Genomic DNA, 15,506 nt, shown 5'->3' on the forward strand with positions numbered 1-15,506 from the left:
ACGCGATGCACGTCAGGGTTTGCGCGACAGGTCTCTTATCCGCTCGACATGCGCCACGTCGCTTTCCGCTTCCAGCGCGGTCAGCAGACGGTGCATGTGCTCGGCATCGCACAGCTCGACCTCGACCAGAAGCGAATAGAAATCCGGTTTCCGGTCGATGAAATTGAGATCCGAAATATTGGCCTTCTGCTGACCAATCAAGGTGCAGATATGTCCCAGCACTCCCGCATCGTTCGAGATCGTGACCTTGAGCGTCGCGGTGTAGACCGGCGGATGATGGCCCGTCTTCCAGTGCAGATCGACCCAGCGCTCGGGCTGATCCTCGAATTCCTCCAGCGCGGGGCAGTCGATCGCATGGATCACCACGCCCTTGCCACGATAGGTGATACCGATGATGCGCTCACCCGGTAGCGGCTGGCAGCAATCGGCGCGGCGGAAGCTCTGATCGGCGCCGAGACCCAGAACCGCGCGGGTCGGTTCAATCTCGGCTTCGGTCTGACGCGCAGCAAGCTCAGGATAAAGCGCCTCGAGCACCACCGAGGTGGCCAGCTCCGCGGAGCCAAGACGCGCCAGCACCTCGAACTCATCACCCAGCCCGAGTGCCTTTGCCGCTGTCCGCAGCGCCTTGTCGGAAACCTTGCGCCCGACATGTTCGAAAGCCACGCGGGCCAGTTCGTGGCCGAGCTTGATAAAGCGGTCGCGATCTTCCTCGCGCAGGCTCTTGCGGATCGCGGCCTTCGCCCGTCCCGTCGCCACGATATCGAGCCAGGTGAGCTGCGGGCGCTGACCCGAAGCGGTAATCACCTCGACCGACTGACCGTTCTTCAGCCGGGTCCAGAGCGGCACGCGGATGCCGTCAACCTTCGCGCCGACACAGCTATTGCCGATCCGCGTATGGATCGCATAGGCGAAATCGATCGGGGTCGCGCCCTTCGGCAGCTTCACCACATCGCCCTTGGGCGTGAAGCAGAAGACCTGATCGGAATACATCTCGAGCTTCACGTTCTCGAGGAACTCGTCGTGATCGCCCTCGCCTTCCGAGAACCGTTCCGTCAGTGAGGCGAGCCATTTCGCCGGATCGACTGCGAAGGGGTTCGCGGCACGCTCGCCATCGCGATAGGACCAGTGCGCGGCCACGCCGGCCTCGGCGACCTCGTGCATCTGGCGCGTGCGGATTTGAACCTCTACGCGTTTGCCGTCCCGGCCCGACACGGTGGTGTGGATCGAACGATAGCCGTTCGTCTTGGGCTGGCTGATGTAGTCCTTGAAGCGGGTCGGCACCGCGCGCCAACGATGATGGATAAGCCCGAGCACGCGGTAGCAATCCATTTCGTTGCGGGTGATGACGCGGAAACCGTAGATATCGGAGAGGCGCGAGAAGGTGAGCTGCTTCTCTTCCATCTTGCGCCAGATCGAATAGGGGCGCTTGGCGCGTCCGAAGACATCCGCCTCGATCCCCTCATCCTCCAAGAGCGCGCGGATATCGGCGGTGATCTGCGGAATCACATCGCCGGTTTCCTTCTGTAGCGAAACGAAACGTCGGATAATCGAGGTGCGCGCCTCTGGGTTGAGCACCTTGAAGGCGAGGTCTTCGAGCTCCTCGCGCATCCATTGCATCCCCATCCGCCCCGCGAGCGGCGCGTAGATTTCCATCGTCTCGCGCGCTTTCTGGGCCTGCTTCTCGACGCGCATCGCACGGATCGTGCGCATGTTGTGCAAACGGTCGGCAAGCTTGACGAGGATAACTCGCAGATCCTTCGACATCGCCATGAACAGCTTGCGGAAGTTCTCCGCCTGCTTCGAGGCCGCGTTCGACAATTGCAGATTGGTCAGTTTCGTGACGCCATCGACCAGCTCGGCGATCTCCTCCCCAAAGAGCCGCGCGACCTCGGTATAGGTCGAGCGCGTATCCTCGATCGTGTCGTGCAGCAGGGCGGTGATGATCGTCGCATCATCCAGCCGTTGTTCAGTCAGGATCGCGGCGACGGCAACGGGGTGGGTGAAATAGGGCTCGCCGGAATGACGAAACTGACCGTCATGCATGTCCTTCCCGTAGGCATAGGCCTTACGGATCAGATCGGCATCGGTCTGGGGATTGTAATTGCGGACGAGCGCGATCAGGTCTTCGACGTCGATCATTCGCGCTCGTTCCGACCTTTCTGGCGATTACTCGCGGCCCTGCGCATCCATCAGCGCGCGCAGCATACGCTCTTCGCTCATGTCGTCTTCGACAGCGCGATCGGGGCTTTCGCCGCCCATCAGCAGAGCCATCGAGTCCTCTTCGGGCTCGTCGACTTCGATCTGGGTCTGGTTGCTTTCGATCAGACGCTCACGCAGATCCTCGGCCGACTGGGTTTCCTCGGCGATCTCGCGCAGGGCGACGACGGGGTTCTTGTCGTTGTCGCGGTCGATCGTGATCGGGGCGCCAGCCGCAATCTCGCGGGCACGATGCGAAGCAAGCATCACCAGCTCAAAGCGGTTCGGAACCTTATCAACGCAATCTTCAACCGTCACGCGGGCCATGGGTCTCTCCAGAAGAACTCGGATTGAAAGGCCTACTTAGGCGCTGCATCCGCGAAACACAAGCGTTCATTGGCCCGTCCGGCAGGCTCAAAGCGGCTCAATCGCGGCTTTTTCAGCCTCGGGAAGTGCCGCGAGCATCTCCATCACACTCATCCCGCTGACCGGATGACGCCAGAGCGGCGCGATATCGGCAAGGGGAATCAACACGAAACCACGATCCTGAAGGCGCGGATGGGGCAGGATCAATTCTTCAGGAGCCTCGCGCATCTGGCTCTCGATCGGCAAATTGCGCCAGCGCGTCCACGTATCGAGATCGGGACAGACGCGTTCCTCGACGGCCAAAAGATCGAGATCGAGCCCCCGCGAAGCCCAACGTGCATCGCGCTGACGACCAAACTCGCTTTCTACCTTATGGAGAGTCGCGAGGATTTCATCGAATTGCAAACCGCTTCGCATTTTGCAACAGGCATTGACGTAGTCCGGACCGCTGCCCTCGGGAACCGCCGGAGTGCGCCAGAACCGACTGACCGCTACGAGCGAAAAACCGAGTTCTTCCAAGCGGCAAAGAGCTGACGTTAGGGAATCTCCGGGCGAGCCGGCAATACTCGGAATATTTCCTCCGAGCGCAACATATGAAAGGGTGTCCATATAGACAGATTCCGTTTTCCATCGCGAATTGCGATATGTCAGTGAATAGTTCCGGTTCGACCCACTGATATGCGCAAGCGCTTTTACCCAATTCGCTTTGTCCCACGCAAACAGGTTTCGGGCTTATGGACTCACCTGTGCGAGAGGAATGCATGTTCTACAAGGACGAACGGCTAGCCTTATTCATCGACGGCTCCAACCTGTACGCCGCCGCGAAGGCTCTTGGCTTCGATATCGATTATAAACTCCTGCGTCAGGAATTCGAACGCCGCGGCAAACTGGTGCGCGCGTTCTACTACACGGCGCTTCTCGAAAACGAGGAATATTCCCCGATCCGCCCGCTGGTGGATTGGCTGAATTACAACGGCTTCGCGATGGTGACGAAACCGGCCAAGGAATACACCGATTCGATGGGCCGGCGAAAAGTGAAGGGCAACATGGATATCGAGCTCGCCGTGGATGCGATGGAACTCGCGCCGCGCCTCGATCATGTTGTGCTGTTCTCCGGCGACGGCGATTTCCGCCCGCTCGTCGAGAGCCTCCAGCGTCAGGGTTGCCGCGTTTCGGTCGTCTCGACCATCCGCAGCCAGCCGCCGATGATCGCCGACGAGCTGCGCCGTCAGGCCGATAACTTCATCGAACTCGATGCACTTCGCGACGTGATCGGTCGCCCTCCGCGCGAACCGCGCGAGGATGACGCCAGCTCGGACAGCTGATCTGGGCCTGACGCCGAAGGCAAAACATGATTGATAGGGCGCGCGGAGACCCCGCGCGCCCTTTGTCTTTTCCGGTCCGCCTCGCTCATGTTCGAAAACGTCTCCCTCTTCGGTCTTTTCATCTCGGCGCTCCTTGCGGCAACGCCGATCCCTTTTCAGTCCGAAGTGGTCTTCGTCGCGCTGCAAACCGCTGGGCACACAAATGTCTGGGCGATGATTCTGGTCGCGGCGGTCGGCAACACGATCGGCGCGCTGATCACCTATGTGATGGGCTTCGGCGTCACCCACTGGAAGGACCGCAAATGGTTTCCCGCAACCGAAGCACAACTCGCCCGAGGGCATCGCTGGTTTGAACGCTGGGGGATCGGGCTGTTGCTTCTGAGCTGGGCGCCCGGAGGTGACCTGATCTGCCTTGTTGCGGGCGTGCTGCGCATGTCGCTGTGGCTTTTTATCCCGCTCGTTTTCCTTGCCAAGGCGGGGCGCTATGCGGTGCTCGCCTGGCTCACTGCGAAAGCGCTCGGAATGATCGGGTGATCGTTCCCTTTACGAGCACGCGCCGGGGCTTTACCTGTGAGACCGAAACGAAGGAGAGCGCGATGAAACCGTCCCTGACCCTCTATCTCGCCGCCCCGCGCGGGTTCTGCGCCGGCGTCGACCGCGCGATCAAGATCGTCGAGATGGCGCTCGAGAAATGGGGCGCGCCGGTCTATGTGCGCCATGAGATCGTGCATAACAAATACGTCGTCGACAGCCTGCGCGACAAGGGTGCGGTCTTCGTCGAGGAGCTCGATGAATGCCCCGATGACCGCCCGGTGATCTTCTCGGCGCATGGCGTGCCGAAATCGGTCCCCGCCGAAGCGGTGCGGCGTGAAATGATCTATGTCGATGCAACCTGCCCCCTGGTGAGCAAGGTTCACAAGGAAGCCGAGCGTCATTCCGAGAACGGGCTCCAGATGGTGATGATCGGCCATGCCGGCCACCCGGAGGTACTGGGCACGATGGGCCAGCTCCCCGAGGGAGAGGTGCTGCTGGTCGAAACGGTCGAGGATGTCGCTGCGATCACGCCGCGCGACCCCGATCAGCTGGCCTTCATCACCCAGACGACACTTTCAGTCGATGACACGGCGGCGATCGTGGCGGCGCTGCAAGCGCGCTTCCCGAAGATCGTCGGCCCCGCGAAGGAAGACATCTGCTATGCGACCACGAACCGTCAGGCGGCGGTAAAGGCGATGGCGCATGAGATCGATGCGCTCCTCGTGATCGGGGCGCCGAACTCGTCGAATTCGCGCCGCCTGGTCGAGGTGGGTCGCGCCGCAGGGTGCCGCTATGCCCAGCTCGTGCAGCGCGCCGCCGATATCGACTGGCGCGCTCTCGAAGGGGCCGGTTCGGTCGGGGTGACCGCCGGAGCCTCGGCGCCCGAGGTGCTGATCGACGAGGTAATCGACGCCTTCCGGCAGCGCTATGACCTCACTGTGGACCAGATCGAGACCGCCCGCGAGGATATCGAGTTCAAAGTGCCGCGCGTGCTGCGGGAGGCCTCGTGATGCGCGGCGTGGGTCCGAAGATTCCGGGGCTGGCACTGGTTCTCGGGCTGGCCGGTCTGATCCCCTTCGTCTGGGGTGTACTGGTCGTGCAGACCGGGGCGTTGATGCTTCCCGGCATGGTCGATCCGCGCGTGGCGGTGCTGGCCTATGCGCTGATGATCTTCTGCTTCATGGCGGGCTGCCTCTGGGGCTTTGCCGCGAAGGGCGACTGGACGCCGGGCTACGGGATCTCGATCGCGCCGGTCCTCTATTTCATTCTCTTCGCGGGCTTCGGCATGCCGATCAATTTCGTGCTGCTGATCGGCTTTGTGCTGCTGCTACCCCTCGATTGGGTCTTCGCGAGCCGTGGCCTTGCGCCCGGTTGGTGGATGAAACTGCGCCTCGTCTTGACGGCAGTCGTCGTCGCCTGTCTGATCGCGATTGTGCGCACGGGCGCCTGACCGGAGATCCCTTTGATGAAACTCTATTCGATGCCCTCTTCGGGCAATAGCTACAAGGTGCGTCTGCTGCTCTCGCTGCTGGGGCAAAGCGCCGAGCTGATCGACGTGGAATATGACAGCGCCGCGCTGAACGAGGCCCATGCATCGGGCGCGCTGCCCTTCGGCAAGGCACCCGTTCTGGTGCTCGATGATGGCCGCGCCCTGCCCGAGAGCAACGCGATCCTGAACTGGCTGGGAGAGGGCACGCCCTTCATCCCCGAGGACGCGTTCGAGAAGGCACAGATGCTCAGCTGGATGTTCTGGGAGCAGAACCAGCACGAAGGCGTCATTGCCGTGCGCGCCGCGATCCTGTGCTACGCCCACCGCGCCGACGAACGCACGCCCGATCGGCTCGAGGCGCTCCTGACTCGCGGCAATGCCTTGTTGCAAGTGATGGAAGACCGCCTGTCTCGCGCCGATTGGCTTGTGGGTGACGCCATCAGCCTCGCCGATATCTGCCTTTATGCCTACACTCACACAGCGGAAACGCGCGGTGGCTATGACCTCGCCGCTTTCCCGGCCCTTCGAGGCTGGCTCGACCGTATCGCCGCACAGAGCGGTTATGTGGGGCTTGATGGCTGAGCTTTACGCATGGACGGACGGCGCCTGCAGCGGCAACCCCGGCCCCGGTGGGTGGGGCGTCTTGATGCGCGCGATGGAAGGCGACACGGTCGTCAAGGAGCGCGAGCTGAAAGGCGGTGAGGCCGAGACCACGAATAACCGGATGGAGCTTCTGGCCGCGATCAACGCGCTGGAAGCGCTGACCCGCGACACGGCGATCACCATCACGACCGACTCCGCTTACGTGAAGAACGGCGTGACCGGCTGGATTCACGGCTGGAAGCGCAACGGCTGGAAGACCGCGAACAAGAAGCCTGTAAAGAATGTCGATCTTTGGCAGCGGCTCGACGAGGCACAGCGCCGCCACAAGGTCACATGGGAATGGATCAAGGGCCATGCCGGCCACCCCGAGAACGAGCGCGCCGATGAACTGGCCCGCGCCGGGATGGAGCCCTTCAAACCGGCGAAGGCAAAATGACCGCGCTGCCCGACTGGCTGACGCAGGTGCCGCTCGGGGCGGCCCTCGATTACGCGGCGGTGGTGGTCTTCGCGCTGACCGGGGCGCTGGTCGCCTCGCGCCAGCAGCTCGACCTCGTGGGCTTCATCTTCATCGCTGCGCTGACCGCCGTGGGCGGGGGCACGCTGCGCGATCTGTTGATCGGGCGCGACACGGTCTTTTGGGTGGGCAATCCGACCTATGTGCTGATCGCCGCTGGCGCGGCGGTGGTGGTCTTCTTCACCGCCCATCTTCTCGAAAGCCGCTATCGGGCACTTTTGTGGCTCGATGCTTGGGCGCTGGCCGTGGCGGTCCCGGCCGGGGTCGCGGTGACGATGCGGCTCGAGCATGGACCGGTGATCGTTCTGATCATGGGCGTGGTGACCGGCACCTTCGGCGGCCTGATGCGCGACGTGGTCTGCAATGAAGTGCCGCTGGTTCTGAAACAGGGCGAACTTTATCTCACCTGCGCCTTTGCAGGCGCAGCGAGCGCTCTGATCGCGAATGCCGCGGGGCTCGACCGCCTCAGCGCGCTCCTGATCTGCGGCGCGGTCACCTTCATCCTGCGCGCAGGCTCGCTGCGCTTTGGGTGGAAACTGCCGGTCTACAAGGCGCGCCCGCCGCGACAGTATTAACCGAAGAGGCTCAGCACCACCGGGGCGAGGAAAGCGGTCAGCACCGCGTTCATCCCCATGCCGATCGAGGCGAAAGCCCCGGCGGTCTCATGCACCTGAAACGCCCGTGCCGTGCCGATCCCATGCGCGGCCACCCCAACCGCGAACCCCCGCGCCCGCCAGTCGCGGAAACCCAGTAGGTTGAGCATCGGCGTTACCGTGATCGCCCCGATCATCCCCGTGAGGATCACCAGCGCGGCGGTCAGCGAAGGCTCTCCGCCCAAGGATTGCGAAATCCCGATCGCCACCGGCGCAGTTACCGACTTCGGCGCAAGCGAAGCGAGCAGCCCCGGCCCCGCCCCCATCGCCTTCGCAATCGCCAGCACCGACACAATCGCCGTCGCGGACCCCGCAAGAAGTCCCGCGATGATCGGCAACAGCGCCTTGCGGACCTTTGGCAGGTTTGCGTGGAGCGGCACCGCGAGACACACGGTCGCGGGCCCGAGCATGAAATGGACGAATTGCGCGCCATCGAAATAGCGCTGATAGGGCGTCCCGGTCATCAGAAGCACACCCCCCAAAAGCACCACCGCAACCATTACCGGATTGGCAAAAGGGCTCCGCCTGCTCAGTTTGAAAAGCGTGTCACCCACCCAGTAGGCGATCAGCGTTGCCCAAAGCCACAGGAGCGGCCCGGAGGAAAGATAGGACCAGAGCTTGAACGGATCAGTCATCGGCCGCGCTCCCGGTCAGCTTCGCCACCGCCACGAAGACCGCAGCCCCGACGACGATCGCGAGCATGGTCGAGCCGATGAGCGCCGCCGCCAGCCCCAGCCCGTGTTCGCGCAGTGCATCGAGATGCGCCACGATGCCCACGCCCGCAGGCACGAAAAGCAGCGAGAGATGCTGCAGGATGAACTGCGCGACAGGCCGGACCACCTCCTTGATCGTGTGCGATACGCTCATCAACACGAGCAAGAAGATCATGCCCAGCACTGGGCCGGGCAAAGGCAGCATGAGCGCACGAGAAATGATCTCTCCGGCGAGCTGGCAGGCTAGGATCAGGGACAGGGCTGGGATCATCGGCAAACCTCCTCGGGTCAGATCCGATGCTAAGCCACCGCGCGCAAAAGAAAAGAGCGGAGCGGGTGCAACCCCGCGCCGCCCCGGATGCATGGCTTGATTGGCGCTTACTCGGCCGGAACCGCGATCGCCTCGGATTTGCCGAAATGGCGGCGGTTGAGATGCAGCACCAGCCAGATCGCCAGCGCCTGCGCGGCGAAGGCCACGCCCGACAGGATCCAATAGGCGACCGAGAATTTCTCCAGCAGCCCAGATTGCACCAGCCCCGCGTTGATCCAGAACTGGGTCATCACGCCGAAAGCCACCGCCGGGCAGACCAGCGCATAGGCGCCCACCGAATTGCCCGCGCCGGTCAGGAAGCGCTTCACATAGCCTGTGCGGCGCAGCATCTCGAGCCCGAACAGCGCGAAGAGAATCTGCACCGAATAGGTCTTGGTGAGGAACATCAGCACCTCCGCTGCCGTCCCGTGGTTCTCGAAATTCACATGCAGCCCGTGATTGACGCGCATGCCGAGGATCCCCAGCACGGTCAGGATCGGGATCACGATCAGGATCGTCGGCACGGCCTCGGCTGCGGCACCGTGGCTCAGCATCGAGTGGATACCCAGCACGAGCGCCACCAGCCCCACGATCAACGCCGCCATCATGAAGAAGGTGGCCAGCATGATGCCCATCCCAGAGGTCAGCGCGACATGGCTCAGCGCGCCTGGCGCGGCAAGGCCCACACCCACCATCGACAGTGCGAAGGCGGGCATCATCTGCGCGAAGGAGCCATTCGCGGTCCAGTCGAAATTGCCATCGGTCTTCACCCGGCCGAGGAAACGGCCCAGCTGCACCAGCGCCAGAATGCCGGTCGCCGTGAATGCCAAAATCGCCATCGGGAAGAGGTATTCCACAACGGTCCAAAGCCCCGGCACGAAGACCATGCCCAGGATGAATGCCACATTGATCGTCATCGCGATCGTCAGCGGCATCGCCATAAGCTGCGTCTCGGCATTCGAGGCGCGCAGCTGCGCATAGCCGTCGGTCTTCTTGAAAGACGACAGCTGGCGCAGGTTCCAGATCAGCAGGCGGATGTTGTGATAGGCAAAGAAGATGATGCCCGCCATCGCGGCGAGGATCATCGCTTTCTGGTAGACCGGCCCATTGGTCAGCGCCTTGGCGATATCCTCGAAGACCGGCACCGACTGGCCGGGATGCGGAATCCAGAAATAGAGCCAGAGGAAGAAGGTGACGGCAGTGCCGCCTGCCCCGAGCGAAGCGAGAAAATAGAGCGGCGAATAGCGGTCCGCCGGGCGCGCGAGAGTGGTCATGGCAGGCCTCCGATTGAGATGAGAGCGTAAAATATTCTACTTGTTGAATATGATGGTAACGCCCCTGTGAGGTTTCCATGCGGCAGGCGGTCGCGGCCCTCTTGCATGCCGTTTTTCGCCGGTCATTCTCGTTGCACGCGCAAGCGGATCACCCGCGACGCCAGGGAAGTTGAGCAGGAAAACGCCAATATCTTGTGGATAACCACCCCCTGAACGCCAGATACAGGGTGTTTTCATTGACTCGCCGCGCGGCCCTGCCGACACTTTCCTGAACCGCACCCAGATTCGGAAAGGCAGTCATTTGCGTTTCACCCGGCTTCGTCTCAACGGCTTCAAGAGCTTCGTGGACCCCACGGATCTCGTGATCCATGACGGTCTGACCGGGGTCGTTGGGCCCAATGGTTGCGGCAAGTCGAACCTGCTCGAAGCGTTGCGTTGGGTGATGGGTGAAAACCGCCCCTCGGCAATGCGCGGCGGCGGGATGGAAGACGTGATCTTCGCCGGTGCTGCCTCGCGGGGGGCGCGCAACTTCGCCGAAGTCTCGCTCCAGATCGACAATACCGAACGTCTCGCACCTTCGGGGTTCAACGACAGCGACGGACTCGAGATCGTGCGCCGGATCACCCGCGACGCGGGCTCGGCCTACAAGGTCAACACCAAGGATGTGCGTGCCCGTGACGTGCAGATGCTGTTCGCCGATGCCTCGACCGGCGCACATTCACCTGCGCTCGTACGGCAGGGCCAGATCTCGGAACTGATCAATGCCAAGCCGAAGAACCGCCGCCGTATTCTGGAGGAAGCGGCCGGGATCTCGGGCCTGTATCAGCGCCGCCACGAGGCGGAACTGAAGCTCAACGGCGCCGAGCAGAACCTGACCCGCGTCGACGACGTGATCGAGCAGCTCGCCGCCCAGCTTGCGACACTTGCCCGTCAGGCCAAACAGGCGGCGCGCTATCGTTCCATCGGTGAGGAATTGCGCCGCGCGGAAGGCATGCTCCTCTATCGCCGCTGGCGAGAGGCGGATATCGCCCGCGCCACCGCCGAGGAGGGCCATCGCGAGAAAATCACCGCTGCAGCGCAGGCGGAACGCACCGCGCGCGAGGCCTCGAAAACCCGCCAAGGCAGGGAAGATGCACTGCCGCCGCTGCGCGAAGAAGAGGCCATCGCGGGCGCGATCCTGCAACGGCTGACTGTGCAGCGCGACGCGCTTTCGGATCAGGAAGATCAGGCGCTCGCCCGCATTGAGACGCTCAAGGCCCGGATCGAACAGCTCATCCGCGACATGGAGCGCGAGGCGGGCCTGAACCGTGATGCGGGCGAAACGATCGGGCGGCTCGAATGGGAGCAGGGCCAGATCGCCAAGGCCTCCGAAGGCCATGCCGACAAGCTCGACGCAGCCGCAGATGCCGCTCATGAGGCCGCCCAGATTCTGCAAGAGCGCGAAGCCCAGCTGTCCGAGCTGACCGAGGATGTCGCCCGTCTTGCTGCGCGCCACCAGTCGGCGCAGCGCCTCGTGACCGATAACCGCGCCACGGCCGAGAAATCCGAAGCCGCCGCCGAACAGGCGAAAGCCGCCGCCGAAGCCGCCGCCGCCGCGCTGGCGAAGGCGAGCGAGGATTACGAGATCGCCGAGGCCCAGCAGGGCGAAGCGCAGGACGCCGCCGAGGCCGCCGAAGAGGCGCTCGCTGCCGCCGACGAGTCGCGCGCCGAGGCTCAGTCGCGCGAAAGCGCCGCCCGCGCGGCACGTTCGGAAGCCGAAGGCGAGGCCGGAGCATTGCGCGCCGAAGTCACAGCCCTTGCCCGCCTCGTCGAGCGCGAGGCGGCGAGCGGTACCCAGCTTCTCGATCGCGTCCGCGTCGACAAGGGGTACGAGGCAGCACTTGGTGCGGCGCTCGCCGATGACCTGCGCGCGCCCGAGGTCGATGACGACGCTCCGACCGGTTGGCAGACCCTGCCCGATTACCCCGCGCCTCAGCCTCTGCCGGTGGGTGTCGAGCATCTTTCGGCCCATGTCGACGTGCCCGGCGTGCTGGCGCGGCGAATCTCGCAGATCGGGCTCGTGGCCGATTACGACGAGGGCGCGCGGCTTCAGGAACAGCTGGCCCCGGGTCAACGGCTCGTGTCGCCCGAGGGCGATCTGTGGCGTTGGGATGGCTATCGCGCGGGCGCCGAAGATGCCCCGACCGCCGCCGCACTGCGCCTCCAACAACTCAACCGCCTGGTCGAGCTCAAGCGCGATCTCGAAGAAGCCGCGGCGCGGGCAGATGGGGCGAAGGACGCCCATGACGCGCTGACCGCCCAGCTCGCCGAAGCCACCCGCGCCGATGCCGCCGCCCGCGAGGCGCGCCGCGAAGCCGATCGCCGTCTGGCCGAGGCAGGCCGCGCCCTCAGCCGCGCCGAGGCCGATCGCTCGATCGCAAGCTCCAAGCTCGAAAGCGCCAAGCTCGCCGTCGCGCGCCATGAGGAAGAGGCGAGCTCCGCCCGCATGGCGCTACGCGAGGCGGCCAATGCTCAGGACTCGCTGCCCGACCTGGATGCGGCGCGCGGCGAGGTCGAGGCGGTGAAAATGACCGTGGAGGCCGCGCGGGTGACGATGCTCACCAAACGCTCCGCCCATGACGAGATCCGCCGCGAGGGCGAGGCCCGACTGAAGCGCCGGCAGGAGATCACCAAGGAAATTTCGGGCTGGCGGCATCGCCTTGAGACTGCCGAGAAACGCTCGGCGGAACTGGCCGCGCGCAAGACCGAGACCGAGGAAGAGCTCAAAGAGGCCTCCGCCGCACCCGAGGAACTGGCTGCCAAACGCGCCGAGCTCTCGGAAGCGATCTCGGATGCCGAAGCGCGCAAGGCCGACGCCTCCGACAAGCTCTCGGGTGCCGAAAGCGCGCTGCGCGAGGCGCAAATGGCCGAGCGCGAGGCGGAGCGTCTCGCCGGTGAGGCCCGCGAGGCCCGCGCCCGTGCAGAGGCCCGCGTCGACGCCGCACGCGAAACCGTCGCCTATGCCGCCGAGCGCATTGCGGAGGAGACCGAGAAGACCCCGCAGGAATTGCTCGACAGCCTCGACGCCGATCCCGAAAAGATGCCTGACGCGGAGACGCTCGATATCGACGTAAACCGGCTCAAGCGCCAACGTGAGAGCCTTGGCGCGGTGAACCTGCGTGCCGAGGAAGACGCGCGCGAGGTGCAGGAAGAGCATGACGCGTTGGTCAAGGAAAAGTCCGATCTCGAAGAGGCGATCCGCAAGCTGCGCGCCGGGATCTCGGGGCTCAACCGCGAAGGCCGCGAGCGCCTGCTGACCGCCTTTGAACAGGTGAACGAGAACTTCCGCACGCTGTTCACGCATCTCTTTGGTGGCGGCTCGGCCAATCTGCAACTGGTCGAGAGCGATGACCCGCTTGAAGCCGGTCTGGAAATCATGTGCCAGCCGCCGGGCAAGAAGCTCTCGACGCTGTCGCTTCTCTCGGGGGGCGAGCAGACGCTGACCGCAATGGCACTGATCTTCGCAGTCTTCATGGCCAACCCCGCGCCGATCTGCGTGCTCGACGAGGTCGATGCGCCGCTCGACGATGCGAACGTGACTCGCTTCTGTGATCTGCTGGATGAGATGACGCGCCGCACCGATACGCGCTTCCTGATCATCACCCACCACGCGGTGACGATGGCGCGGATGGACCGGTTGTTCGGCGTTACGATGCAGGAACAGGGCGTGAGCCAGCTCGTCTCGGTCGATCTGAAGAAGGCCGAAGCGCTGGTCGCCTGACGTCTCCCGGCGGTTCTGGGGTCAGAGCGACTTTTCCATATCCCGATGCGGGATGCCGGCATCGTCATAATCATCGCCATAGGCGACAAAGCCGAGCTTTTCGTAAAACGGGATCGCATAGACCTGCGCCGAGAGATAGGCGCGGGTGCAGCCCATCGCTTCGAACCGATCGCAGGCCTCCCGCACCAAAGCAGCGCCGAGCCCCGTGCCGCGCGCCGATTTCACCACGCAGATGCGCCCGATCTTGCCGGTTTCCTCCCGCCGGATCAGCCGAGCCGTGCCGAGCAGGCGCTCGCCTTCGCGGGCAAGGAGATGGATCGCCTCGTCATCGAGATCGTCCCACTCCTCGGGCTCGGGGATGCCCTGCTCCTCGATGAACACTTCGCGGCGCAGCGCGTGGCAGGGAGTGTAATCCGCGACCGGCTCGATGACGATCATGCGAAGTAATCCTTCAATATGCGGGCGTAGATGCGCGTGAGCGTCTCGATCTGATCGACCGGAACGCGCTCGTCCACCTGATGCATCGTCGCGCCGACGAGACCGAATTCCACGACCGGGCAATGATCCTTCACGAAACGCGCATCCGAGGTGCCGCCCGAAGTGGACAGCTCCGGCGCGCGGCCGGTCTCTGCCTCGACCGAGCGGGCGACGAGATCGACGAAGGGGCTGGGCGGGGTGACGAAGCTCTCCCCCGAGATATCGGGGTTGAGCGCGAAGGTGATGCCGGTTTCCATCGTCACCGCGAGCGCCATTGCCTCGGCCCAGGCGATCAGGCTTTCGCCGCTATGGGCATCGTTGAAGCGAATATTGACGGTCGCGCGGGCCTTGGCGGGAATCACGTTATTGGCCGGGTTGCCGCAATCGATCGTAGTGATCTGGAGCGTGGAGGGCTGGAAATGCTCGGTGCCCTGATCGAGCGGCTCGGCAGTCATCCGGCCCAGCAGATCGACCAGTGCATGAAGCGGGTTCTTCGCCCGATGCGGATAGGCGGCATGGCCCTGCACGCCCTCGGCCTCGATATAGAAGGTCATCGAGCCGCGCCGCCCGATTTTCATCATCTCGCCCATCTCATTGGGGCAGGTCGGCTCGCCCACGAGACAGACCGACATCGCCTCGCCGGTATCCTTCATCCAGTCGAGCAACGCCCGCGTGCCGTCGCGGCCCGGGCCTTCCTCATCGCCGGTGATGGTCAGGATCACCGCGCCATCGGGCGGGGTCTCGGTGACGAAATCCACCGCCGCCGCCGCGAAAGCCGCCACGGCAGTCTTCATATCCGTCGCACCGCGCCCCCACATCACACCATCGATGATCTCGGCGCCGAACGGGTCATGCGTCCATGCCGCCGCATCGCCCACCGGCACCACATCGGTGTGCCCGTTGAAACCAAAGCTCTTCGCCGCCCCCTTCGCGCCCCAGCGCGCAAAAAGGTTCGGCGTGCCGTTGCGATCGACGCGGGTGCAGGTGAAACCAGCCTTCGAGAGCAGGGCTTCCAGTAAGACCAACGCACCACCCTCCTCGGGCGTCACGGAGGGGCAGCGGATCAGCTCGGCGCTCAGGGCTACGGCATCGGTGGTCATGGGCTCTCCTTGTCTCAGCCACAGGCTTAGTGCGCGTGGGCCTGCGGGGCAATGGCTGTTGCAGCCTCGCTACGGCTGCAGCGCGCGCGCCCAGACGCCAAGAAGGGGGCTTCGCAAAACCCCGCGAAGATGTCATAAAACATAATAATGATAAGCCCATGGCAGGGCAGACGAGCAGGGCAAAGCCCGACA

The 15,506-nt window shown here is 63.9% G+C and carries 16 protein-coding genes; 8 read left to right on the forward strand and 8 right to left on the reverse strand.

Features of this window, described 5'->3' with window-relative positions; all coding sequences use genetic code 11:
• Nucleotides 1-12: 12 nt before the first annotated feature.
• The 3 genes from TP2_RS06595 to folK form a co-directional block, all read right to left on the reverse strand.
• Entirely contained in the window at nucleotides 13-2,139 is a 2,127-nt protein-coding gene (locus TP2_RS06595; protein WP_038075073.1) for a RelA/SpoT family protein, read from the reverse strand.
• 27 nt (nucleotides 2,140-2,166) lie between these two features.
• The gene (gene rpoZ, locus TP2_RS06600) at nucleotides 2,167-2,523 is read right to left on the reverse strand and encodes a DNA-directed RNA polymerase subunit omega (protein WP_038075076.1); all 357 of its coding nucleotides are present in this window, start codon (nucleotides 2,521-2,523) and stop codon (nucleotides 2,167-2,169) included.
• Between the two features lie 87 nt (nucleotides 2,524-2,610).
• A complete protein-coding gene (gene folK, locus TP2_RS06605; protein WP_084714031.1) occupies nucleotides 2,611-3,171 on the reverse strand; it encodes a 2-amino-4-hydroxy-6-hydroxymethyldihydropteridine diphosphokinase in 561 nt (186 codons plus the stop codon).
• A gap of 152 nt (nucleotides 3,172-3,323) precedes the next feature.
• Here folK and TP2_RS06610 point away from each other — a divergent pair, with 152 nt between their 5' ends.
• The 7 genes from TP2_RS06610 (at nucleotide 3,324) to TP2_RS06640 (ending at nucleotide 7,602) form a co-directional block, all read left to right on the forward strand.
• The gene (locus TP2_RS06610) at nucleotides 3,324-3,887 is read left to right on the forward strand and encodes a LabA-like NYN domain-containing protein (RefSeq protein ID WP_038075080.1); all 564 of its coding nucleotides are present in this window, start codon (nucleotides 3,324-3,326) and stop codon (nucleotides 3,885-3,887) included.
• 87 nt (nucleotides 3,888-3,974) lie between these two features.
• On the forward strand, nucleotides 3,975-4,421 hold the full coding sequence (locus TP2_RS06615; RefSeq protein WP_038076101.1) for a YqaA family protein: 447 nt from the start codon (nucleotides 3,975-3,977) through the stop codon (nucleotides 4,419-4,421).
• A gap of 62 nt (nucleotides 4,422-4,483) precedes the next feature.
• Nucleotides 4,484-5,431: a 4-hydroxy-3-methylbut-2-enyl diphosphate reductase gene (gene ispH / locus TP2_RS06620; protein WP_038075083.1), complete on the forward strand. Its 948-nt coding sequence runs from the start codon at nucleotides 4,484-4,486 to the stop codon at nucleotides 5,429-5,431.
• A complete protein-coding gene (locus TP2_RS06625; RefSeq protein WP_038075085.1) occupies nucleotides 5,431-5,871 on the forward strand; it encodes a DUF3429 domain-containing protein in 441 nt (146 codons plus the stop codon). The genes ispH and TP2_RS06625 overlap by 1 nt, the downstream gene beginning before the upstream one ends.
• Before the next feature lie 15 nt (nucleotides 5,872-5,886).
• Nucleotides 5,887-6,492 (forward strand): glutathione S-transferase family protein, encoded by a 606-nt coding sequence (locus tag TP2_RS06630; protein WP_038075088.1) that lies wholly within the window; start codon nucleotides 5,887-5,889, stop codon nucleotides 6,490-6,492.
• A complete protein-coding gene (gene rnhA / locus TP2_RS06635) occupies nucleotides 6,485-6,949 on the forward strand; it encodes a ribonuclease HI (protein WP_038076104.1) in 465 nt (154 codons plus the stop codon). Before TP2_RS06630 ends, rnhA begins: the two co-directional genes overlap by 8 nt.
• Nucleotides 6,946-7,602 (forward strand): trimeric intracellular cation channel family protein, encoded by a 657-nt coding sequence (locus tag TP2_RS06640; protein ID WP_051692281.1) that lies wholly within the window; start codon nucleotides 6,946-6,948, stop codon nucleotides 7,600-7,602. Before rnhA ends, TP2_RS06640 begins: the two co-directional genes overlap by 4 nt.
• On the opposite strand, the gene TP2_RS06645 is transcribed toward TP2_RS06640, so the two are convergent.
• The 3 genes from TP2_RS06645 to TP2_RS06655 all read right to left on the reverse strand — a co-directional run bounded on the left by TP2_RS06645 (nucleotide 7,599) and on the right by TP2_RS06655 (nucleotide 9,977).
• Nucleotides 7,599-8,315, reverse strand: coding sequence for an LrgB family protein (locus tag TP2_RS06645; RefSeq protein WP_038075091.1), 717 nt, complete (start codon nucleotides 8,313-8,315; stop codon nucleotides 7,599-7,601). The genes TP2_RS06640 and TP2_RS06645 overlap by 4 nt on opposite strands.
• Nucleotides 8,308-8,664, reverse strand: coding sequence for a CidA/LrgA family protein (locus TP2_RS06650; RefSeq protein ID WP_038075094.1), 357 nt, complete (start codon nucleotides 8,662-8,664; stop codon nucleotides 8,308-8,310). The genes TP2_RS06645 and TP2_RS06650 overlap by 8 nt, the downstream gene beginning before the upstream one ends.
• A gap of 107 nt (nucleotides 8,665-8,771) precedes the next feature.
• Entirely contained in the window at nucleotides 8,772-9,977 is a 1,206-nt protein-coding gene (locus TP2_RS06655) for a TsoY family (seleno)protein (protein WP_038075097.1), read from the reverse strand.
• Between the two features lie 301 nt (nucleotides 9,978-10,278).
• Here TP2_RS06655 and smc point away from each other — a divergent pair, with 301 nt between their 5' ends.
• Complete coding sequence (gene smc / locus TP2_RS06660; protein WP_038075102.1) at nucleotides 10,279-13,737, forward strand: chromosome segregation protein SMC; 3,459 nt, start codon at nucleotides 10,279-10,281, stop codon at nucleotides 13,735-13,737.
• A 21-nt stretch (nucleotides 13,738-13,758) separates the two neighbouring features.
• On the opposite strand, the gene TP2_RS06665 is transcribed toward smc, so the two are convergent.
• Both TP2_RS06665 and dapE read right to left on the reverse strand, forming a co-directional pair.
• Nucleotides 13,759-14,175, reverse strand: a complete 417-nt coding sequence (locus TP2_RS06665) for a GNAT family N-acetyltransferase (protein ID WP_051692282.1) — start codon at nucleotides 14,173-14,175, stop codon at nucleotides 13,759-13,761.
• On the reverse strand, nucleotides 14,172-15,314 hold the full coding sequence (gene dapE, locus TP2_RS06670; protein WP_038075105.1) for a succinyl-diaminopimelate desuccinylase: 1,143 nt from the start codon (nucleotides 15,312-15,314) through the stop codon (nucleotides 14,172-14,174). The genes TP2_RS06665 and dapE overlap by 4 nt, the downstream gene beginning before the upstream one ends.
• Nucleotides 15,315-15,506: the final 192 nt, after the last annotated feature.

Source organism: Thioclava pacifica DSM 10166 (genome assembly GCF_000714535.1).
GTDB classification, from domain to species: domain Bacteria; phylum Pseudomonadota; class Alphaproteobacteria; order Rhodobacterales; family Rhodobacteraceae; genus Thioclava; species Thioclava pacifica.